18 protein-coding genes are annotated in these 23,802 nt (G+C 40.7%); 8 read left to right on the top strand and 10 right to left on the bottom strand.

Features of this window, described 5'->3' with window-relative positions:
• Positions 1–3: 3 nt before the first annotated feature.
• Positions 4–525, top strand: a complete 522-nt coding sequence (gene sulA / locus PR800_RS01015; RefSeq protein WP_166268055.1) for an SOS-induced cell division inhibitor SulA — start codon at positions 4–6, stop codon at positions 523–525.
• A gap of 355 nt (positions 526–880) precedes the next feature.
• Positions 881–1,939, top strand: a complete 1,059-nt coding sequence (gene ompA / locus PR800_RS01010; protein ID WP_210850282.1) for a porin OmpA — start codon at positions 881–883, stop codon at positions 1,937–1,939.
• Positions 1,940–2,121: 182 nt separating this feature from the next.
• Here ompA and matP read toward each other — a convergent pair whose 3' ends face one another.
• A complete protein-coding gene (gene matP, locus PR800_RS01005; protein ID WP_166185307.1) occupies positions 2,122–2,589 on the bottom strand; it encodes a macrodomain Ter protein MatP in 468 nt (155 codons plus the stop codon).
• Positions 2,590–2,762: 173 nt separating this feature from the next.
• On the opposite strand from matP, the gene PR800_RS01000 reads away from it, so the two are divergent.
• The 3 genes from PR800_RS01000 (at position 2,763) to fabA (ending at position 5,499) form a co-directional block, all read left to right on the top strand.
• Complete coding sequence (locus PR800_RS01000; RefSeq protein ID WP_004909646.1) at positions 2,763–2,939, top strand: GhoT/OrtT family toxin; 177 nt, start codon at positions 2,763–2,765, stop codon at positions 2,937–2,939.
• 208 nt (positions 2,940–3,147) lie between these two features.
• Positions 3,148–4,884: a Lon protease family protein gene (locus PR800_RS00995; RefSeq protein ID WP_272529974.1), complete on the top strand. Its 1,737-nt coding sequence runs from the start codon at positions 3,148–3,150 to the stop codon at positions 4,882–4,884.
• A 96-nt stretch (positions 4,885–4,980) separates the two neighbouring features.
• Positions 4,981–5,499, top strand: coding sequence for a bifunctional 3-hydroxydecanoyl-ACP dehydratase/trans-2-decenoyl-ACP isomerase (gene fabA, locus PR800_RS00990; RefSeq protein ID WP_004909641.1), 519 nt, complete (start codon positions 4,981–4,983; stop codon positions 5,497–5,499).
• A gap of 132 nt (positions 5,500–5,631) precedes the next feature.
• Here fabA and rmf read toward each other — a convergent pair whose 3' ends face one another.
• From rmf to rlmKL, 6 genes are all read right to left on the bottom strand, one after another.
• On the bottom strand, positions 5,632–5,802 hold the full coding sequence (gene rmf / locus PR800_RS00985; RefSeq protein WP_004256131.1) for a ribosome modulation factor: 171 nt from the start codon (positions 5,800–5,802) through the stop codon (positions 5,632–5,634).
• A gap of 356 nt (positions 5,803–6,158) precedes the next feature.
• Positions 6,159–6,713, bottom strand: coding sequence for a membrane integrity-associated transporter subunit PqiC (pqiC, locus tag PR800_RS00980; protein WP_166185312.1), 555 nt, complete (start codon positions 6,711–6,713; stop codon positions 6,159–6,161).
• On the bottom strand, positions 6,713–8,362 hold the full coding sequence (pqiB, locus tag PR800_RS00975) for an intermembrane transport protein PqiB (protein ID WP_102138507.1): 1,650 nt from the start codon (positions 8,360–8,362) through the stop codon (positions 6,713–6,715). The genes pqiC and pqiB overlap by 1 nt, the downstream gene beginning before the upstream one ends.
• Entirely contained in the window at positions 8,359–9,633 is a 1,275-nt protein-coding gene (pqiA, locus tag PR800_RS00970; protein WP_102138506.1) for a membrane integrity-associated transporter subunit PqiA, read from the bottom strand. Before pqiA ends, pqiB begins: the two co-directional genes overlap by 4 nt.
• A 30-nt stretch (positions 9,634–9,663) precedes the next feature.
• Entirely contained in the window at positions 9,664–11,571 is a 1,908-nt protein-coding gene (locus tag PR800_RS00965; RefSeq protein ID WP_102138505.1) for an ABC transporter ATP-binding protein, read from the bottom strand.
• Between the two features lie 11 nt (positions 11,572–11,582).
• The gene (gene rlmKL / locus PR800_RS00960) at positions 11,583–13,691 is read right to left on the bottom strand and encodes a bifunctional 23S rRNA (guanine(2069)-N(7))-methyltransferase RlmK/23S rRNA (guanine(2445)-N(2))-methyltransferase RlmL (RefSeq protein ID WP_166185314.1); all 2,109 of its coding nucleotides are present in this window, start codon (positions 13,689–13,691) and stop codon (positions 11,583–11,585) included.
• Positions 13,692–13,789: 98 nt separating this feature from the next.
• Here rlmKL and PR800_RS00955 point away from each other — a divergent pair, with 98 nt between their 5' ends.
• Positions 13,790–14,905, top strand: coding sequence for a YcbX family protein (locus tag PR800_RS00955; protein ID WP_272529973.1), 1,116 nt, complete (start codon positions 13,790–13,792; stop codon positions 14,903–14,905).
• A gap of 133 nt (positions 14,906–15,038) precedes the next feature.
• Here PR800_RS00955 and PR800_RS00950 read toward each other — a convergent pair whose 3' ends face one another.
• From PR800_RS00950 to pepN, 3 genes are all read right to left on the bottom strand, one after another.
• Complete coding sequence (locus PR800_RS00950; protein WP_102138502.1) at positions 15,039–15,584, bottom strand: cell division protein ZapC; 546 nt, start codon at positions 15,582–15,584, stop codon at positions 15,039–15,041.
• Positions 15,585–15,849: 265 nt separating this feature from the next.
• A complete protein-coding gene (gene pyrD, locus PR800_RS00945; protein ID WP_102138501.1) occupies positions 15,850–16,860 on the bottom strand; it encodes a quinone-dependent dihydroorotate dehydrogenase in 1,011 nt (336 codons plus the stop codon).
• Positions 16,861–17,185: 325 nt separating this feature from the next.
• Positions 17,186–19,804 (bottom strand): aminopeptidase N, encoded by a 2,619-nt coding sequence (gene pepN / locus PR800_RS00940; RefSeq protein ID WP_239978481.1) that lies wholly within the window; start codon positions 19,802–19,804, stop codon positions 17,186–17,188.
• A gap of 570 nt (positions 19,805–20,374) precedes the next feature.
• Between pepN and pncB the strand changes: the two genes are divergently transcribed.
• Positions 20,375–21,589, top strand: coding sequence for a nicotinate phosphoribosyltransferase (gene pncB, locus PR800_RS00935; RefSeq protein ID WP_272529971.1), 1,215 nt, complete (start codon positions 20,375–20,377; stop codon positions 21,587–21,589).
• 488 nt (positions 21,590–22,077) lie between these two features.
• Positions 22,078–23,478, top strand: coding sequence for an asparagine--tRNA ligase (gene asnS, locus PR800_RS00930; RefSeq protein WP_102138497.1), 1,401 nt, complete (start codon positions 22,078–22,080; stop codon positions 23,476–23,478).
• The last annotated feature ends 324 nt before the right edge of the window (positions 23,479–23,802 follow it).

Here is a 23,802-nt window from a genome sequence, read left to right as displayed (position 1 = left end):
ATTATGAGCATCTATTCTTGGAACAACTCAACAGAACATTCTCTTAATAATTACGCACAATCAATCCCTGCGACAGGGCTTACTAACAGCTCTATGCAACAAGGTATGGTGAGCGAACTTGTTTACGATGAAAAACACCCTATTATGGATTACATTTTATTACCCATGCTTCGCCAGTTTGGGGTTCAATCACGCTGGTTACTCTGGCTAAGTCCTAATAAAAAACTCAGTAAACACTGGTTAGAACAATCAGGTATACCCACCAATAAAGTTATGCAATTAAATCATATGGAAGATATCACTACGATTGATGCCATGGAAAAAGCATTAAGAAGTGGTAATTATAGTGTGGTTTTGGGGTGGCTGCCGGAAATAAGCGAGCAAGATTTTATTCGTTTGCAATATGCTGCTCAAGAAGGCCGTTCTATCGGTTTAATTATGCGCCCACAGAAAACATATGATATGGTTAGTACACAAGCAAGACAGTCAAACCACTTAAAAATTCATTCAAATCATTACCACTAGGCAAGATTAAGAATTTTCTTACTAAATTTAACCTTTAGACATATTTGTCTCTAAAGTTAAATTAAAAGTATTGTAGATCAATCAGATAGATTAAAAATAATCATTGCTAAAAATATACATATCTCTCTGATTTATACACTAAAAAAACACTTTTTTTAACGATTATTGCTCACTCTACTTGTATCTTTTTAAGTTCGTTGTAGACTTTAGCTTGTTCGGCTTATGGCATTATTTTTTTACTTTTCTTATTTTTTTGTAGATAATGTCTGCGAAACCTAGCAAGTAAATTAAACCAATGGCATATAATAAGGCTCAGCGAAGCCAAGCCAATATTGGATGATAACGAGGCGTAAAAATGAAAAAAACAGCTATCGCAGTAGCAGTGGCAGTAGCAGCTTTTGCAACCGTTGCACAAGCAGCTCCAAAAGATAACACTTGGTATACCGGTGCTAAATTAGGTTGGTCTCACTATGAAGACACTAAATTCACTCCTAACGATGGCCCTTCAGTAGGTAGTTCTACCGAACGTGATACTTTAGGTGCGGGTGCATTTGCTGGTTACCAATACAACCAGTACATGGGCTTCGAATTAGGTTATGACTGGTTTGGTAAAATGAAATACAAAGGCGCTGACAAAGGCGACTTAACATCTATGGGTGTTTCATTAACTACTAAATTAAGCTATCCAATCATGGATGACTTAGACGTTTACACTCGTTTAGGTGGTATGGTTTACCGTACAGAAGCTAAAGCTAACCAACGTAACTACAAAGAAACTGACACTGGCGTTGCACCTGTATACGCACTGGGTCTTGAGTACGCAATCACTCCTGAGTGGGCTACTCGTTTAGACTACCAATGGGTTAGCAACTTAGGTGACAAAGACAACATCGGTACTCGTCCAGACAACGGCATGCTGAGCGTTGGTGTTGCTTACCGTTTCGGTCAAGCTGATGCTCCAGTTGTTGCTCCAGCTCCGGTTGTTGCTCCAGCTCCAGTTGTTGAAAACAAACGCTTTACTCTGCGTTCAGACGTTCTGTTTAACTTCAACAAAGCAAGCCTGAAACCAGAAGGTCAAGAAGCTCTGAATGAGCTGTACAACGAACTGAGCAGCATCGACCCAACTCAAGGTCGCGTACTGGTAGTTGGTTTCACTGACCGTATCGGTTCACAAAACTACAACCTGCCACTGTCACAAAAACGTGCTCAGTCTGTAGTTGACTACTTAGTTGCTAAAGGCGTTCCAGCTAGCGCAATCGCTGCAGAAGGCCGTGGTAAAGAAGATCCAGTAACTGGTAACAAATGTGACGATGTTAAAGGCCGTGCTGCTCTGATCGAGTGTTTAGCGCCAGACCGTCGCGTTGAAATCGAAATCCAAGGTACAACTGAAGTTGTAACTCAACCAGGTGCTTAATTCTTAGCCCTAGTTTGAATTTCGAACTGAAAAACAAAAACCCCAATGAATATTGGGGTTTTTTATCATCAGAAATAACAAAATAAGTACAACCCAAAAATTTACTTTTAAAAAATCTAATTCTGTAATAAGGGTATCTTGCTTGGACACACACGATGCAATGACGCTCATCACTGATTTTTTTAATTATCCGTTCCCTTTGGTGTCCCAAGGATAGCTTGTAAATCTTGTTTCAATGAGCTCATCTGGCTTTCATATTTATCTTTATGTTCCGCGTCCTCAATCAACTGAATAATAGTTTCAGACAACGTCTTATTACGCTTCACAGCAAGATTAGACAAACGCTGCCACACCGAAAAGTTTAAATCTATTGATTTCTTACGTGTATGTGGGTGTTCTGCATTAAAATGACGCTTGCGCCTCGCTCGAATACTCTGTTTCATTCGATTATCAAGCTCTGGATTCATATGCAGAGTGATCCACTTTAGTACATCAATCGGTCTATTTTCCATTTTTAGCAGCAAGTCTATCGCTTCTTTTTCTGCGCTTCTTTCTATATAGCGGGTAATTGCTTCGCCACCCCTTGCCTTATTGACGAGGTATTCCCATTTCCAGCCACATTCAAGATTTTCAAGCTGCTGATATTTCATAATTTTTCCTGAAGAAAATTGAACCTATCTTTATATTAGCAAGATTATATACAAAATACTCAAGCAGATATTCGATTTAGTGGAATATTCACTCTTTCAATAAAGAAGATAACCTACCCTTGTAAAAATAGTGTACAATCTGCCCCTATCTGTTAACAAATTAATAAAACTGCATGTCCACATTTGAATACATACTCGTCATCTATGGGATTGGCGGTGTATGCGCAATGCTATTTACCCTACTCGTAACAAAAGACCCTAACTGTTTTATGCGCTTACTGAGCGCCATACTTATTGGCTTAACTTGGCCAATGACACTACCAATTGTATTTATGTTTTCGTTATTCTAGTCGATAATTCAACAATTATTGCTGCAAGATTGCCTATCAAAGGCTAATATAGCAAGCTTGCCCATTGGGTAATGAATGAGCCTGAAATTTGTTTATAAAACAAACAATGTTATTTAGCAAATTTATTAAATAAACCTTATTCAGGCATATACGCCCAGCTTATTGGCAGGCATTTTATTTATAACCCTATTAATAGCAGATAATTATAGTGATCAGTCAAGAACTAACATGGCAAGGCCTAATTCCTAACTTATCGTCATTTCAGACGAAATTTGTATCTTCAGAAACGTTGACCCCTACAGTTTTATCAGATATTCAGCCTAGGCTATCTGATGGCTTACAACATTTCGTTGATGAATTTGCCCAAACACGCTTTATGTTTATCAAGTCTGATGAAAGTGAGGCGTATCTTAGCCTTTATGCTAATGCAATTACCCCCTTACTGGCAGAGATAAATACCATTGATGGTGATTATCAATTATCTGAAGATAGCCGTCTTTTTCAGTGGAAAAGTGGTGTTAAAAGCCGTTTCTCTTCTCATGAAAAAATCGCTTACCGTAGTTGGATAGAACCCGAACAATTATTTGGCTATGTCACCCCTTCATTGAATTTAGTGCCAGGATTACTTCACCAAATTAATGGCGGGATCTTAGTTATCGCAGCTAGCGCATTAATCAACCAACCTTTAATGTGGGCTCGCCTAAAAAATATGGTTAACCGTCAACAACTTGAATGGTTGCCTTATTCTGAAAATCAGCCTTTACCGATTGAAATTGAGCCACAACCTTTAGAGCTTAAAGTTATTATTGTTGGTGATAGATTAGCTTTAGAAGAATTTGAATTTACATCACCGGAGCTATTTAGCTGCGCTATTTATGGCGAATATGAGCCTGTTATGTTCTTCGAAGATGAGGAACAATTGAGCTTATGGATGCGTTATATAAAATCCATTATTGACTCCAATAAATTACCACATATTTCGCCTGATGGATGGGTCCCTTTTATCCAACAAGCTGTACGTTACTGTGAGGATAAATTTAATCTTCCTCTTGATATTCTTTGGTTAGTTCGCTCTCTTGTTGATGCCAGCCATTACCATGTTAACCATTTGTTGACTCAAGAGTCATTTAAGCAAGCAAATGAAAACCGCCAATGGCGCCACAGTTTTCTTGCTGAACGTACTCAGGACGATATTCTGCAAGAACAAATCTTCGTTAAAACTGAGGGCGAAGTTATCGGCCAAGTTAATGGCTTGTCTGTCTTGCAATATCCAGGGCACCCTGACGCCATTGGTGAGCCATCCCGTATTACCTGTGTCGCACATTTAGGTGACGGTGAATTCACAGATGTAGAACGTAAAGCAGAGCTGGGTGGGAATATCCATGCCAAAGGCATGATGATCATGCAAGCCTATTTAAATTACGAGCTTAAATTAGAGCAACCTCAGCCTTTCTCCGCCTCTATCGTCTTTGAGCAATCTTATGGTGAAGTTGATGGTGATAGCGCATCACTCGCAGAACTGTGCGCTTTAATTAGCGCATTATCACTACAGCCTATTGATCAACAAGTTGCTATCACAGGTGCGGTTGACCAATTTGGCTATGTTCAACCTATTGGCGGGGTGAATGAAAAAATTGAAGGTTTCTTTGATGTCTGTGAAAAGCGTGGGTTAACAGGCAACCAAGGTGTCATTATCCCAATGGCAAATGTTCGCCACTTATGTACTAAATCAGCTGTCGTTGAAGCCGTACAAGAAGGCCAATTCCATATTTGGCCTGTTGAACATGTCGCCCAAGCCATTACTTTACTGACTAAGCAACCTTACTTTGAACAACAAGCTGAAGAAGAAAATGTACACCTGTTAGCTTTAATTCAAGAACGAATCAATCAAGCAAACTCACCTGATAAAGCCAGACTTCCTTGGTTCTTAAAATGGATTAGTTAAGTAAAGATTGCGTAAAAAATAGCAGATCGGAGTTGTTCAGCGTACAAGTGTAAGCTATCCTGTAGCCCTACACATAATAAAGGCTATCTTAAGAACATGGTTGAGAAACGCGGATCCTACACAAAAGATGATTTAATTGCTTCTGGTAAAGGCGAGTTATTTGGAGAAAATGGTCCTCCACTCCCATCAGGAAACATGTTGATGATGGATCGTATCGTCAGTATGACTGAAGATGGCGGTACATTTAACAAAGGTTATGTGGAAGCTGAACTGGATATTAATCCAGACCTTTGGTTTTTTGGCTGCCACTTTACAAACGACCCTGTCATGCCAGGCTGTTTGGGCCTCGATGCAATGTGGCAGCTAGTTGGCTTCTACCTTGGCTGGCTCGGTGGTGAAGGTAAAGGACGTGCTTTAGGTGTTGGCGAAGTTAAATTTACTGGCCAAGTTCTGCCTACTGCGAAAAAAGTCACTTACCGCATCAGCTTTAAGCGCGTGATCAACCGTAAGCTGATCATGGGGTTAGCTGACGGTGAAGTATTAGTTGACGGTAAATTAATTTATACTGCAACGGACTTAAAAGTGGGTCTTTTTAAAGATACGAGCGCATTCTAAACATTTGAAATGCAAACCTCCGCAATCGCGGAGGTTCTTAAATGAATTGATATCTTAAACTTAAAAACCCGAAAAATACTCAAGAAAACGAGTACAGGTTATTTAAGCTAAACGATCAAAGAATGTGGGGGGTTACACCACCGCTATGGTTCGATCCTCCATCGCCTTTCGCCAACCACCTAGCCAATGCGACCGAGCATCTACTGCTTGATACGGGCACAACTCTTTAGAGCGCCCTGCTAAACCTGCTTGATAACCTCTTGATAAAGCTCTTTCTAAACGGTCTCGCTTCTGTCTTTTCATGCCTTACTTCCCTCATCATTTAAATGGAAAAGAAAACAGCACCTACTATTTTTAATAGGTACCCTATAGAAATAGCGCCCGTTGATAAAAAAATCAAGTAAAGATTTTCATATATTTGTCATAAATGGCATAAATGTGACTTGTATATGACAATTAACATAACCTATTGATTTTAATTTAAAATAAAAACATTCTTTTATTTATCATAATATTAGAGAACAAAAGCAATTATTATTCACTAATATATAAATTAAAAGAATATCTATATTTAATTAAATTAAAAATGCACCTTGAATATATAAACCACATATATTCAAGGTGCATTTAATATAAATTACTTAAGTAATAACCAAAGATTAGTATTTATCTATCTCTTTCGCAATACTCTCAGCCACTTGTTGCCAACCCATCGATAACGTACGAACCAGCTCAGGGTAGCCATCTTCATTTTGGTCTAGCTGCACATCAAAATTACGGCGGATCACATTTTTATCATGAGAGTAAGTCCAAAAACCTTGGATTAATACTTTGCCGTCATATCGCCCATTAAAGGCTGTTAAAGTAATATCAAGTGTATCCGGTGAGTTCTGTAATGGCTGCAAAGACACCAGTTTTTCAGGTAACGCTGCAGATAATTCACTCACCATCGACTGACCAAGCTGTTGCTCTAATGGGCTAGCCCATAGATGTGTACTTGCATTGGTATAACTGACATCTGTCGTCTGGTAGGTAATCCCATTTGATGTCAGCACATCTGATAACATAATGCGTTGCAACCATACTTGGCCTTTATTCATCACCTCTGCAGATTGTGTCTGAGGAGTTTTCATTGGCAATTGGTAGTACTTTTTCTCTGGAGTACTACTACAAGCTGCCAATAATAAAACAAATATCGATAGTAAATATCTCATTATTTTTTCACTCCTTTAGGCTCAACATCCTTCGTTGGTTCAGCTTCGAAAACTAACGCATTACTCTTATTATTCAAAGTACGTAAAAGTGGCTGAACTTCTCTCAATACTTGGTCTAAACGCTGCATGTTATCCACCATTTTATTATAGGCTGGTGAACCAGGTTGGAAACCTTGCATTGCACGGTTCATTTCTTGCAGTGTTTTTTGCAAGTCATGAGGTAAATTTTGGAACTCTTTACTCGCCATAACTTTGTTGAGTTGTGCCAACATCGCATTAGCTTCTTTAACAACTTTCTGCCCTTCTGCCAATGTTTGTGTTGTTTGGTTAAGCATCGGTTCAATTGGCATATTGTTGATTTTATCCAACACCGCAATGACTTTTTGTTGAATTTGCGCTAAGCCTGCACTGGTTGTTGGGATGATTTTATAGCCAGCAACCACAGTTGGGCCTTTATAAGGCTCTGCATTTTGCACAAAATCTAGATCAACAAATAATGCGCCAGTGAGTAAATTCCCTGACTTTAATGATGCCCTCAAGCCATCTTTCAAGGCTAAATTTAATTCATTTTTCAAATTAAAGTTCTTACCGACATCCTTAGAGAAACGTTCCGGCTCAATGTGGATCAAAACAGGAATTCTAAAGTCATTATCCAGAGATTGGTCTAAACCTTCCGTATAAAAAGGCACTTGTGCAACGGTACCTAAACGAATACCACGGAACTCTACCGGTGCACCTGGTTGCAAGCCTCGCACTGAGTCTGAGAAAAATAAGACAAAGTCTTGATACTGTGTATACAAGGAATTTTGAATACTGCTTTGGTTGTCAAACAGTTGGAATTCAGTATTTTCCTTCACATTTGCACCAGGAACCCACCCCGTTGGAACATCAAAACTTACACCACCGGTAAGCAGTGTAGCAATTGAGCCCATTTCAACATGAACACCTTGGGATGACATATCAAAAGCAATACCGCTGTCTTTCCAAAAACGTACATTTGAACTAATCAATTTGTCATAAGGTGCATTGATAAATAATTGATAGCGCATATCGCGTTTATCCATATCAAAGTCGCTGGTTTCAACAGAACCGACTCGATAACCACGGAATAACACTGGGTCACCCGGGTTTAGCTGCCCTGCCTTATCGCTCACCAATACAACACGAATTCCCTTGGCATCTGGTGATGCAAGAGGCGGAGTATCCAATAGAGTGAACTCGAAATGCTCTTTTGCCGCTAACCCCGGCTGAAGCTCAATATAAGCACCTGAAAGTAATGTGCCCAGCCCGGTGACGCCATCACGCCCGATTGTCGGTTTTACAATCCAAAACGCGGAATCGGTACGCAACAACTCTTTCATTTCGTTATTCAAGCGCGCTTTAATGATCACTCGACTAAAGTTATCATCAAGTGTCACACTTTCGACAACGCCAATATCAACGCTGCGGCTTTTAATTTTGGTTTTACCCGCTTCTATTCCTTCGGCATTGTAAGTGATTAATGTCACTTCAGGGCCTTGGTTGCTAAAGTGGTAAAATAAGACCCAAGCACCAAGCAAGACTGTCACTATTGGGATCACCCATACAGGCGACCAACTTTTTAGCTTGCTAATTTTGGCATTGGCCTGTGGTGTTTCTTTATCAGTCACCCGATGACTCCTTCTTGTTCAACAGTATTTACTGCATTTTTTCTTTCACAGCGATCCCAAGTTAATCTAGGGTCAAAAGTCATCGCTGCAAACATTGTGAGAATAACAACCACACCAAAGAAAATAATCCCCATCGCAGGGACAATATTCATCAACTGCCCCATTTGAACCAAAGAGGCTAAAATAGTGATAACAAACACATCTATCATTGACCAACGGCCAACATATTCCACTAACTCATAAATAAAATGCATACGATGTGGGTCGCGATTACCGTACCCTTTGGAATCTAGGCAAAGCCATGCAATTCCAATCATTTTCAATGTAGGCACCATGATACTGGCAATAAAAATCACCATGGCAACAGGATATGATCCGTCTTCCCACAGCAAGATGACGCCATCAATAATGGTCGAATTTAATGCTGTTCCCAACGTATTTGTGGTCATCATTGGCAACACATTTGCAGGGATATACAACATAATTGATGTCACTAAAAGTGCCAAAGTCCATTGTAAACTTTGATTTTTCCGTACACTACCATGAGAGTGGCAGCGTGGGCATTTTGATTGTTCAGCAGGTAAAATTGCCGTACACACAAGACATAAACGTACATCTTGCTTAATACCCGTCTGGCCGACGATTAACGGCCTATCTAATTTCGGTGCTGCTTCAATTCGGTTCCATAGCCAATGGCGGTCTAAGCATTGAAAAGCTCTCACTTGCAGCATACAAAATACACAATAAGGTAAAAAGCTTAACCCAATGCCAATATCGCCATAAGCGATTAATTTAACAAAACTGACTAAGACCCCCGCTAGAAAAATCTCAGCCATACACCACGCTTTCATTTGGAACAAAATACGGGTGATCACCACTTTAATGCCTTTAGGAATATGAACTTGCAACCCTAAAAGGATAATTGTGACCATGCAAAATGCAGGGATAATCAATGAAAAGAATAGAAAAAAGAGTGCCAAACCGCTATAGCGCGTGGCGGCTATAATTTCAATAATTTGGAATAGCGAGATTTCATTTTCAATCCCTGCGGCGCCCATCTTAACAAAGGGGAATAAGCAGGCAACAAATAGCATAATTAATGCGCTGAATGCATATGCTGCTGGCTGCTTATACGGATATCGCCACTTTGAGACCAATGTGGTTTCGCAGCGTGGACATGTTGCCTTGCTTCCTTGCTCCAATTCAGGAACCGCAACCAACATGTCACACTGAGGACAAAGCACATGTTCATGAGACTCATGGTTGCACAAAGTGTATTTGCTCCTTTAATTAAAGCGTTATTAGCCGTTTTTCAGCAATTCAAGCTCTTGCCAACGATCAAACGCTTGCTCCAATTCAGCTTCTTTTGAAGATAGCTGACTCAGCGTTTTTTCTGTCACATCATGTGGTTGGTTGAAAAAATCAGCATCACCAACTTGAGCTTGCAGTGTTTCAATATCACGTTCAAGTTGCTCCAATTTTGCTGGCAATTGTTCCAATTCACGTAATAAATTATAACTGAGCTTATTTGACCGTTTTACCGCTTCTTTCGGTTTCGTCGGTTTATCTTGGCCAGCTACTTTACCTGTTTGTTCTGCTTTCAAACTCACGGTTTGTGCTCTTTGCTGTTGAGCATCGTAATACCCGCCAGCAAAACGGTTAATGACCCCATTACCTTCGAAGATCCAGCACTCTGTCACGCTGTTATCGACAAACTCTCGGTCATGGCTAACCAATAAAACCGTTCCTTGGTAACCATCAACTAACTCTTCGAGTAACTCTAAAGTTTCGACATCAAGGTCGTTAGTCGGTTCATCGAGGATCAATAAGTTACTTGGTTTTAGGAATAAACGTGCAAGTAACAAGCGGTTACGTTCACCACCAGAAAGCGCCCTAACAGGGGTCATCGCACGTTTTGGTGGAAACATAAAATCTTGCAAATAACCAAGAACATGACGTGGCTTACCATTCACCATGACTTCTTGTTTGCCTTCCGCTAAGTTATCCATCACGGTTTTATCTGGGTCCAATGCCGCACGGTGCTGGTCGAAATAAGCGACTTCCAACTTAGTACCACAATGCACTCGTCCGCTATCTGCTTGTAAATCCCCCAGCATTAAACGCAACAATGTTGTTTTACCACAACCGTTTGGCCCAACTAAAGCGATTTTATCACCACGTAATACTTGAGCTGAAAAATCTTTTACCAGTACTTTATTATCAACCTGGTAATTCACATTTTCCATTTCAAACACAATTTTTCCAGAACGGGCAGCTTCACCCACTTGCATTTTCGCTGTGCCCATCACTTCACGACGCTCTGAACGCTCTACGCGTAGCGCTTTCAACGCACGAACACGCCCTTCGTTACGAGTCCGTCGCGCTTTAATACCTTGGCGGATCCACGTCTCTTCTTGGGCTAATTTACGGTCGAATTCTGCATTTTGCATCTCTTCAACACGCAAAGCTTCTTCTTTATTCACCAAGTAGTCATCATAATTACCCGGCCAAGACGCTAATTGCCCACGGTCTAAATCAATAATACGCGTTGCCATATTGCGGATAAATGAACGGTCATGGGAAATAAATACGATGCTACCTTGGAAGTCTTTTAGGAAATTTTCCAGCCAAAGGATCGTTTCAATATCTAAGTGGTTGGTTGGCTCATCTAAAAAGAGTACTCGCGGGTTACTCACTAACGCACGACCTAAAGCCGCTTTACGTAGCCAACCACCTGATAATGAAGATAGTTCTGCATCCGCAGGTAAACCAAGTTTTTTCAGTACATCACTGATACGAGAGTCCAATAACCATAAATTACGGTTATCCAACACCTCTTGTAATTCAGCTAATTTATTGAGATTTTTTTCGCTCGGGTCGGTTTCGACCTCTTTCGCAACATGGTGATAATCTTTAAGGTACTGAGCTTGTTCTGCAACGCCTTCAGCCACAAAATCAAAAATAGTACCTTCAATATTACGCGGTGGATCTTGCTGTAAGCGAGCAACAATCAAGTCTTGTTCGTAAATTAATTGACCGTCATCCAGCGGCTGCTCTTTCGTTAACACACGCATTAACGTTGATTTACCCGCACCATTGCGGCCAACCAAACATACACGTTCGTTATCTTCGATATGAATTTCAGTATTATCGAGTAAAGGTGCATCACTAAACGAAAGGTATGCACCCGACAAATTAATTAAAGCCATTGATTCTATCCTTACTCTGCGTGGCTAATTAGCCAGCAGTTATGTATTTGACGGTTACGAGCAAAATCTTCTGACAGTGTTTTCGCTGTGATTTCTTGTGCTTGTAATCCTAATTCTTTAATTGCTTCAAGATCCATTTTGAAACCACGTTTGTTATTAGAGAACATCACGGTTCCACCACGGCGTAATAACCGTTTTAGATGGGTAATCAACTGGATATGATCCCGTTGTACATCAAATGTACCATCCATACGTTTTGAATTTGAAAATGTTGGGGGATCAATAAAGATCAAATCAAATTGTTCCTGGCTATTCGCCAGCCAACTCAAGCAATCCGCTTGAATTAAACGGTGTTGACGACCTGTTAGCCCGTTCGCTTGTAGGTTTTTTTCAGCCCACTCAAGATATGTACGCGACATATCAACGGAAGTGGTGCTTTTCGCGCCACCAAGCCCTGCATGCACAGTAGCAGTACCGGTGTAACAGAACAAATTTAAAAAGTCCGCATCTTTACTCATCTGGCCTAACATTTTACGGGCAATACGGTGGTCAAGAAATAACCCCGTATCCAGATAGTCCGTCAAATTCACCAACATTTTCGCATTGTATTCTTGTACTAAAAAGAAATCGTCTTTTTGTGCTAATTTCTCATACTGCTGCTTGCCCTTTTGGCGCTGGCGCGTTTTTAACACTAGCTGATTCGATGTCAGTTCTAACACATTCATTGTTGCAGTGATCACATCAAATAGGCGTTGACGAGCTTTGCGTTCATCAACGGTTTTCGGTGGCGCGTATTCTTGGATCACGACTTTATCGCCATAAATATCAACCGCAACATTGTATTCAGGTAGGTCGGCATCATAAACACGGTAGCAATCGATCCCTTGCTGCTTCGCCCATTTACTTAATTTCTTGATATTTTTACGTAAACGATTTGCAAAATCAGGTGAAATTTCCGCAATGGTTTCTGACGGTGTAGCCGCTAATTGATAATTCTTTTGAACGCAATCTAAAGGGCCGTTTTTGGCTTTAAACTCACGCTCTGAACGCAGTTGCAAGCAGCTGAGTAGCTCAGGAGAAGCACTAAAAATTGATAAACGCCACCCGGGGAATCGGGCCTTCACGATACGCCCTAACTGGCTATGTAGCGCAATTAAAGCAGGCTCACTTTCTAAACGCTCACCATAAGGTGGGTTACTGATAATGGTGCCTAGCGTATCAGTATTAACTGGGTTTTCTAATGCTGCTGCATCACCTTGCTTAAAGGTAATTAAATCTTGTAACCCTGCGCGACGCGCGTTAGCACGAGCCATTTCAAGTACACGCTTGTCGATATCAAAACCATAAAAGCGGGATGTCGTCTCTTTCAAACCTTGGCGAAAACGCACTTGTGCTTCCGTAGTTAATTCACGCCAAAGTTCCGCGTTAAATTTAGACCACGCATAGAAACCCCAATGCGTACGGTGTAAGCCGGGGGCTTTATCCGTTGCCATCATTGCAGCTTCAATTAATAATGTTCCTGAACCGCACATCGGGTCGACCAATGGGGTTCCTTGCTGCCAACCTGAGCGGTTAATAATTGCCGCCGCCAGTGTCTCTTTTAAGGGCGCTTGGCCTGCCAAATCACGGTAGCCACGAATATGTAATGAATCACCACTTAAATCGAGTGCCACACTGGCTCTTTCTTTATTCAGGTAGACGTTGATACGAATATCTGCTTGTTGACGAGCCACATCAGGGCGCTGGTCAAGCTTGCGTACGAAGCTGTCAACGATAGCATCTTTCACTTTCAATGCACCGTATTGGCTATTGCGAATTTCTTCGTTAGTCCCAGTAAAATGAACAACAAAAGTATCATTGACTGAAAAAATTTCACTCCAGTCGATAGCTTGTACACCGAGGTACAAATCTAAGTCACTGTAGACATCAAAATCATTCAGTGGCAATAAAATACGCGATGCCAGCCGACTCCACAGTAGGCTTTGGTACATGACACGTTCGTCGGCTTGAAAATAGACACCCCCTTGGGCCACTTTGCATTGGCTAGCGCCAAGCGATTCTAATTCCGTTTTCAGTAGTTCTTCAAGGCCGCGAGCTGTGCTGGCAAACAGAGAATTCATAGTATTTATTACCAATTTGGATGAAAAATTGTTGCGCATTATAGCTAATCTTATGCAGTTGTCATAAAGTTGCTACGCACAATTATAAGGATTAAAAAATGATAACGCTTTCGCGCCTTTACACACACCCAGTTAAATCTATGCGAGGAGTTCGTTTATCCCACGCCTTCGCTGATATTAGCGGTTTGACTTTTGATCGTAATTTTATGGTAACCACGCTGGAAGGTAAATTTATTACGGCGAGAAAATATCCACAAATGTTACTTTTTACACCGGTAATGCTCAATAATGGTCTTCACTTGCGAGCACCAAATGGCGAAAGTGCAACGGTATTGTATCAGGACTTTAACGATAAGCAGAGCCCTACTGAAGTTTGGGGCAATCATTTTCATGCACTTATTGCGCCTGAAGCGATAAATAGTTGGTTAAGTACCTTTTTTGATGAGCCCGTACAACTACGCTGGCTGAGCCCACAGCTTTCTCGCCGTGTCAAAGAACACCAAGATGTGCCGATGTCTTTTGCTGATGGCTACCCTTTCTTACTGATCAACGAAGCTTCAGTCCAAGAACTACAGCGCCGTTGCCCTGCTAGCATTAAATTAGAACAGTTTCGTGGCAATTTAATCATTACAGGTGCCAAGCCTTTTGAAGAAGATACATGGAAAACCATTCAAATTGGTGATGTCGTCTTTACATTAGATAGGCCATGTAGCCGGTGCATTTTAACGACCGTTAGCCCAGAAAAAGGAATTAAACATCCTCACAGTGAACCACTTGCAACACTGCAAACCTTCCGTTCAGATGAAACTGGTGATGTCGATTTCGGACAAAATGTGATTATTAAAAATACGGGGGTTATTCGTGTTGGTGATACCCTGACGGTATTAGAAACTAAACCAGCAAAACAATATTTAGTTCAAGAACGGGAAAGTGATCTAGCTGCTAATAGTTTAAAAGCTCAAGCCAATAATGTCAGTTTAATTTTTGAAGAAACAGAATATGAAGGTGATAACCAAAATGTGATCCTTGAGCAATTAGAATCCAATGGTCTAACGATCCCTTATTCATGTCGTGCTGGTATCTGTGGCCGCTGTAAAATTAAGCTGATTTCGGGGGAAGTCACCCCGTTAAAACAAAGCGCCATTAAAGAAAATGGTTATATACTCGCTTGTAGCTGTATCCCGAAAACATCCGTTAAATTAGCATTTAATTAAGCGTTGGTTTTGCTTTTTAACACCATCAAGGGTTCAATTCTATGATGGTGTTAAACACTCAAAACGAGATTAATTAAATTAACAAAAGCCTATTTATTTAGTTATTCTTTTTTCCACGATCTTTGGCGATCACCTAAATAGCATTACCGTATAGTTGACGTTTCACTTTAGATGAATATTCAAGCATGCGATCGTTCATGATCTTAATTGGATCGCAAAACCGTAAAGTTCGATCGGGTAATTCTAATATTGGTTCAGCTAATAAACATAAACTCGCAGATGGACCAGCTTCCGCAATAATAAATGTGAAGTAACGGTTCGTATTTTCTAAACACACTTGAATTATTTGCCCTTGCTTAGGCTCACGAATATAGTGAAATGAAGAAAAATACCAACTCTTTGGCATCTGTGGTTTTAAAAAACGAAAAGCAACTAAGCTATTTAAGACTAATTCAGCTCTTTCTTCATGAGTAATATTTAATCTTTTAGCCTGCTCATCGAATAAATAATATTCACCTGCATCTTCGATACTAAATGGCATCTCATTACGAGCAAAAACCGTTAGCATCTTAGCAGGAAAACATGAACGAAATATCATGCCGTTGGCGAGATCTAACATCACCCTATTATGGTCATGATCAAAATACCAACGCCAATGATCATCAGGTTTAATATTCATAAACGATCCTTTAGCGATTTACCGGTAAATATAATAGAAAGGATCGATATCATGATCTTCTCTAAATTTACTCTAAAGCGTATTTTTATGCGCTAAATTACCTGCTAAATAAATTACTTTATAAATAATCGGATAATGTCGTTATCTAAATAGCAAACTAGCTGCAAATTGGTATCAATTTGATATAAAAATAGCCACTATTAGCAATATAGTTTAAAAGGGGGAATAAATAAACCCCCTTGATACGTAAATTTACAATTTATTACTAGATATGATTAACAATATCTTTAATTAATTTTGGCCCATGGTAAATAAAACCAGAATAAATTTGAATTAAAGAGGCACCCGCTTCCATTTTTTCACGTGCCGCGGTAAGCGAATCAATTCCACCGACTCCAATTATTGGCAGTTTTCCATTTAACTCACGTGAAATAAGTTTAATAACTTGCGTACTTTTTAATTGCACAGGACGACCACTTAACCCACCCGCTTCATTACAATGATTAATCCCTTGAACCAAAGAGCGGTCTAACGTGGTATTCGTTGCAATAACGCCATCGATATTATGTCTAACTAGGCTATCTGAAACTTGGATAATTTCCTCTTCAGATAAATCAGGCGCAACTTTGACAGCAACTGGCACATATTTTTGGTGCTGTAATTGTAATTCAAGTTGTTTTGCTTTTATGCTACTTAATAAATCATCCAGTGCTTCGCCATATTGTAATGTTCGCAACCCTGGTGTATTTGGCGAAGAAATATTAATAGCAATATAACCGGCATGTGCATAGACCTTATCCATGCAAATTAAATAGTCATCTTTACCTTGTTCGACAGGCGTATCTTTATTTTTACCAATATTGATACCAATGATCCCACCGTAATTCGATTTTTTAACATTCTCGACAAGGTTATCGACACCTTTATTATTAAACCCCATCCGGTTAATTAAACCTTCAGCTTCTACAAGTCGAAATAACCGCGGTTTGTCATTACCAGACTGAGGACGAGGAGTTACCGTACCAATTTCGATAAACCCAAACCCCATGGCACCGAATGCATCAATACACTCACCATCTTTATCTAAACCCGCTGCGAGCCCTAGTGGGTTTTTGAAGGAAAGTCCCATGCATTGAACGGGCTTAGTGGCAACAGATTGGCGAATAAGGCATTGAAAAGGAGAATGATTTAAACGTTGAAGCTGGCGAAAAGTCAATTCATGAGCTTTTTCAGGGTCGAACTGGAATAGTGCCTTGCGGGCAAGGTGATATAGCATATCCAATAACCTATTTTTACTAGTACGTTTCAATAGAGTAGACATCATGTCGCATGCTAAAACCCCGCCAAATACGATTTGCCGAGCTGCTATTCATACATGCGATTTTTTTCGTCGGATAAAACGCGCTATAGATTACCCTATCTCACTGCCCTTTTACCATGAAAAAATCAATAAAAATTCATTTGCCTAGTTTTTTGGGGGAAACAGCCACTTTATGATCGTTATCTCTCATTTAATATTCCATTCTTGCCATAAACAAATAAGCCGCTAAATTAAATTTTAGCGGCTTATTAAAACCAATAATTGGTTAGCTATATATAAATCAGCTTTCTAACGCTTTGGTAATTTTTTCAAATAGATCGCCAGAAAGGTTATCGAGCGCTTTTAATTGCTCAAGCACTTTGCGCATCTGCGCTTGACGCTTTTCATCATAACGTTTTAAACGGATCAACGGTTCAATCAGTCTTGAAGCCACTTGTGGGTTGCGCGTATTTAGATCAACTAAAATTTCATACAGGAATTGATAACCACTGCTATCTTCCGCATGGAAATTAACAGGATTCCCCGCTGTGAAAGCCCCAACAAGTGAGCGAACACGGTTAGGGTTACTCATGCTAAATGAGCGGTGCCCCAATAATTCACGTACATTAGCAAGGGCTTCTTTCGCAGGGTTCGCCCCTTGTAGGGTAAACCACTTATCCATAACTAACCCGTCATGGTGCCAACGCTCATCAAAGTCTGCCATTAACTGTGCTTTACAAGGTAACAGTGATTCGTTAGCTGCGGTCAATGCGGCCAATGAATCCGTCATGTTATCGGCAGATTGGTATTGTTCCAACACTAATTTGTTCGCCAGCTCGCTATCATCACCCGCGGCTAAGTATTGCAGGCAAATGTTACGCAATGAGCGTTTAGCGATATCTTGGTGATCAACACGATAGCCATCAATATTAATAGAGCGATAAACCGAGAGAAGTTCATCATGCATTTCTACCGCTAAATGATGATGAATAAAGTTTACAACTTCGTGGATCGCAACAGGGTCGATAACCGTAAATAATTCTGCCAGCTCATTTTCGGAAGGTAACGTTAAGATCAATGCGACTAATGCAGGATCAATCGAATCACTTAATAATACACCGCGAAAAGCATCTACCACTGGCTCAGGTAAAACTAATGTTTCACCTTTTTGATAATGAGCTACATTAATTTTTACATAATTATTAATGAGTTGCTGAGCCGCATCCCAACGAGCAAATTCATTACTTGCATGCTGCATCAAGAAAGCTAGTTGCTCATCTGTATAGTTGTAATCTAATTTTACAGGGGCTGAAAACTCACGCAATAAGGATGGAACTGGGCGGCTTGTCACCTCATCAAAAACAAACGTTTGAGTTTCTTGCGTAATGTTTAGCACCGAATTTACCACGCTACCCTCACGTTTTAGCGTGATAATTTCACCTTGTTCATCATAGAGCTCAATATCCAATGGGATATGCAATGGTTGCTTTTCAGCTTGATCTGCCGTAGGTGGCGTCATTTGGCTAACATGTAGCGTATATTGCTGTTTTTCTGGTGCATATTCATCACGAACAGTTAAAACTGGTGTCCCTGATTGGCTATACCAACGACGAAATAATGATAAATCAACATTTGACGCATCTTCCATCGCCTGCACAAAATCGTCACAGGTTGCCGCACTGCCATCATGGCGATGAACATAAAGTTGTATACCTGCTTGGAACATCTCCTCACCCAGCAGAGTGTGGATCATGCGAATGACTTCCGATCCTTTTTCATATACCGTCAAAGTATAAAAGTTGTTCATTTCAATAACTTTGTCTGGGCGAATTGGGTGCGCCATTGGGCTTGCATCCTCAGCAAACTGAGCCGAACGCATTACTTTGACATTGTTGATACGGTTAACAGAGCGAGAGCCTAAATCTGAACTAAATTCTTGGTCGCGAAAAACGGTTAGCCCTTCTTTAAGGCTCAATTGGAACCAATCACGACAAGTAATGCGGTTTCCTGTCCAATTATGGAAATACTCGTGGCCAATTACGGATTCGATATTCAGATAGTCTTTATCCGTCGCTGTCTCGCTTTTAGCTAAAACATATTTAGAGTTAAAGACATTCAACCCTTTATTTTCCATTGCTCCCATGTTGAAAAAATCAACGGCAACAATCATATAGATATCAAGGTCATACTCTAAACCAAAGCGCTCTTCATCCCATTTCATGGCATTTTTCAGGGACTGCATTGCCCAAGGTGCGCGGTCTAAATTACCTTTATCAACAAAGAGCTCTAACGCAACTTCACGACCACTGCGAGTGACAAAGGTGTCTTTTAAAACGTCAAAATCACCTGCAACTAAGGCAAATAAATAACTTGGTTTTGGGAATGGGTCTTCCCACTTCACCCAATGACGCCCATCATTCAGTTCGCCTTCTGCAATACGGTTACCATTTGAAAGTAAATAAGGATAACGTGATTTATCAGCTGTAATTGTGGTGGTATAGCGCGCTAATACATCTGGTCGGTCTTGGTAATAGGTAATATGGCGGAAACCTTCCGCTTCACATTGTGTGCATAACGCCTCACCTGAAACATATAACCCTTCTAGGGCGGTATTTTTCTCAGGGCTAATTTCATTCACAATCCGTAGTGTGAAAGATTCAGGTAATGACTCAATAATCAATTTACCTTCAGATTCTTTATAGTTTTGCCACGCTTTACCATCGACTTCGATGCTGACTAACGATAAATCTTCGCCATTGAGCTCAAGCGTTGATGATTGTGGATTAAGGCGTTTTACCTTACTTACTGCGGTAACAATCGTTTTCACTGGGTCAAGATTAAAATCGAGGTCAATCTCTGTAATTGTGTAATCAGGTGCTTGATAATCCTGACGATATTTCGCTTGTCTTAACTGGGTCATAAGTAACCTTTTAATTCGTTATATTCAATATCGTACTGCTTTATTACTTATACAATACTATAAGCCACAATAATGTGAATGGATTTGAGAAACATTTTCATCAAAAAATGTTATCTATTTTTATGGTTATGTTAATTTTATATGGCTCACCGTACTTAATTTTGTTAAAAACTCGTTTGCTTGTTGGTGCTATAGCACTATTAAATATTCTATGGCGTGTTAGTATCTTTTGGTGATTAATGCTTTTGTCTGTTTCTATGGGACACAATTTATGAGACACAATACGAATGAAGCGTATTTATTTGATTTCATAGTAATACAGAAAATAGTTATACAGAAAAGCAATGCGCGAATTTAGATTGCCGTGCTCCTTGAAAGCAAGAGGTGGAATAACACTTCTATCTTTTGCTAAAGTGGGTATACTTTTGCAACTTTAACGATTTAGCTAACAACTATTGCCGCTTTTATCTCATTGTGACTTTTGAAAATCAAACAGGTTTCAAGGGAAACAAGAGTAAAAATTAACAGCATTAGTGGTAAAGATAAGCTCCGCGAGGATGTCTGCGTGCCATGAATTTAGACGCTACACCAATTATTACATCACTGCTTGATACCGATGCTTACAAGCTTCATATGCAGCAGGCCGTTTTCCACCGTTACTATCAGGTACCGGTTGTCGCTGAATTCCGCTGTCGTAGCAGTGAGATCTTAGGTGCTTACGCCAATGAAATCAGGCAACAAATTCAGTTGATGGCTAAGTTATCACTTTCTGATGATGAACTGAATTTTCTCCGCTGTTTACCTTTCTTCCAAGAAGACTATCTTATGTGGTTAAAGTCATTTCGCTTTAACCCAGAACAAGTTGCTGTCAGTGTCACAGACCAAGGCCAATTAGCGATCCGCATAAGCGGGCCTTGGCGTGAAGTCATCATGTGGGAAGTCTCTCTCCTTGCTTTAGTCAGTGAAATTGTGCAAAAAGACCGGCACCCAGATATCACTGCTGATGATGCCGTTCAACAACTTAGAAAGCTATTGAATGTATTCTACCGACAAGCCGATGAGCACCAACTCGATTTGTCTAAGTTTAAGCTGATGGACTTCGGGACACGCCGCCGTTTTTCCTACGATGTGCAATCCGCCATCGTTTCGATGCTTAAACAAGAATTTCCTCATCTTGTAGGAACAAGCAACTACAAACTTGCTCACGAGTTAGACTTAGCCCCTGTTGGCACACAAGCCCATGAGTGGTTCCAAGCCCACCAGCAAATCAGCCCGGAGTTAGCAAATAGCCAACGCGAGGCATTACAGAGTTGGCTAGATGAATATCCTAATCACTTGGGTGTCGCATTAACTGACTGTATCACCATGGATGCCTTTTTGCGTGATTTTGATGCTAACTTTGCGAACCGCTACCAAGGATTGCGTCATGATTCGGGGGACCCGATCGAATGGGGAGAAAAAGCCATTGCTCACTATCAAAAATTGGGTATTGACCCTATGAGCAAAACGCTGGTGTTCTCAGACAGTTTAGACTTGCAGAAAGCACTTGAATTATATCGTTATTTTCATCAACGAGTTAACCTTGTTTTTGGTATCGGCACGCGTCTAACCTGCAATATACCAAATGTAACCCCGTTGAATATTGTGATTAAGCTAGTGGAGTGCAATGGTAAGCCTGTCGCTAAGCTATCTGATAGCCCAGGAAAAACTATTTGTGAAGATGATGAGTTCGTCAATCAACTCAGAAAAGCGTTTGACCTGCCTAAAATGGAAAAAGCCAGTTAATTAAGTCGCTTTTCCCCAGCTCTGGGTAAGAATTTGCACTTTTCTTGCCCAGAGCTTCAAAACCCTCTTTTTCTTTTATTCACTTACTATTACTATAGCTTTTAAGCTCAATAACCACGCTTCGCTTCAACAGAAATGTTTTATCGCGATTTTTTACTTGTTTCCTAATAAATGGCAAGTAACATAGAGCTTTGGCCCCTGAAAAATGGGATTAGTATTGAAGAAGCCTTATTAATCTGCTTCATCCGCCAATTGCATAATAACCAGATTGTTATGCCTTTGAACTCGGTGTTGAATATTCCTATTACGAAAGTTGGAATACACCCTAAATAATTCGAGTTGTAGGAAGGCGGCTAGCAAACTGAGCCCTAGGAGCATACATAAGTATGTGACTAGGGTCAGTTTGTGAAGCCAACACACCTACAGCTCGAAGTATGACGGGTTGCAGATGCATAAGATTAACCATTATATAGAAGAGAGTGAATTATATGATAGTAGCGCCTGTAGTCGACGTACTGCAAGGCCGAGTGGCGGTAGGCACAGAAGTCACCGTTCAAGGCTGGGTACGTACAAGGAGAGATTCAAATGCTGGTTTTTCTTTCCTCGCCGTTTATGACGGTTCTTGCTTTAATCCGTTACAGGCTATCATTAATAATAATTTACCTAATTATAATGACGAAGTCCTGCACCTCACAACTGGCTGTTCCGTTGAAGTTACGGGTACCGTAAAAGAATCCCCAGGCCAAGGCCAATCATTTGAACTTGAAGCCACTGCTGTAAAAGTCGTTGGTTGGGTTGAAGACCCTGACACCTACCCAATGGCAGCAAAACGCCACAGTGTTGAGTTTTTACGTGAAGCAGCGCACTTGCGCCCGCGCACTAACTTAATTGGTGCTGTTGCACGTGTGCGCCACACTTTAGCGCAAGCAATCCACCGTTTCTTTGATGAACAAGGCTACTTCTGGGTTTCTACGCCAATCATTACCGCTTCCGATACCGAAGGCGCAGGTGAAATGTTCCGTGTCTCCACACTGGACTACAACAACTTGCCACGTAATGACAAAGGCGAAGTAGATTTCAGCGAAGATTTCTTTGGCCGCGAAGCTTTCTTAACCGTTTCAGGCCAACTGAATGGTGAAGCTTACGCAACCGCAATTAGCAAAGTCTATACTTTCGGCCCAACTTTCCGTGCTGAAAACTCAAATACCAGCCGCCACTTGGCTGAGTTCTGGATGGTTGAACCTGAAGTTGCGTTTGCAAACTTAGATGATGTCGCAGGTCTGGCAGAAAAAATGCTGAAATTCGCATTCAAAGCTGCTCTTGAAGAACGCCGCGACGACTTAGAGTTCTTTACTCAGCGTGTTGATAAAGACGTTATCAACCGCTTAGAAAGCTTTGTGAATTCAGACTTTGCACAAGTTGATTACACAGACGCCATTAAAATCCTTGAAACTTGTGGTCAAAAATTCGAAAACCCAGTTTATTGGGGCGTCGATATGTCGTCTGAACATGAGCGCTACTTAGCAGAACAACATTTTAAAGCACCTGTTGTTGTGAAAAACTACCCGAAAGACATCAAAGCTTTCTATATGCGTCTCAATGAAGATGGTAAAACGGTTGCCGCGATGGACGTATTAGCACCGGGTATTGGTGAAATCATCGGTGGCTCACAGCGTGAAGAACGTCTTGATATGCTAGATGCACGCCTTGAAGAAATGGGTATGAATAAAGAAGATTACTGGTGGTACCGTGATCTGCGTCGTTATGGCACCGTTCCTCACTCAGGTTTCGGCCTTGGTTTTGAGCGTTTAGTGGCTTATGTCACTGGTGTGGGTAACGTGCGTGAAGTTATTCCATTCCCGCGTACCCCACGTAATGCGGCATTCTAAGTGCATTCCTTACACTCTAAATAATTCGAGTGGCATGTAGGCGACAAGTGAAGATAGCCGATGAGCATACACAAGTATGTGATTCGGCAAGCTGAACACAGTCAACACCCATGCGGCTTGAAGTATGACGAGTATCGGGCCAATCTTGTATTGGCCCGTTATTTTTTCACTCTAATATATTTTTAACTGCAGACTATTTCAGTCCATTACATAAAATTGCAGCCGCATGATAATTCGATCACAATTTTTACGTTATCACCTTATAATTCACCCCAAAATGGCACCAATCTGCTACCACTAAGAATAATCTGCTTTTTTATGTCA

Source organism: Providencia sp. PROV205 (assembly GCF_028479505.1).
Taxonomy (GTDB): domain Bacteria; phylum Pseudomonadota; class Gammaproteobacteria; order Enterobacterales; family Enterobacteriaceae; genus Providencia; species Providencia huaxiensis.
The sequence above is the reverse complement of the archived record's forward strand: the minus strand, read 5'-3'. Positions and strand labels throughout refer to the sequence as shown.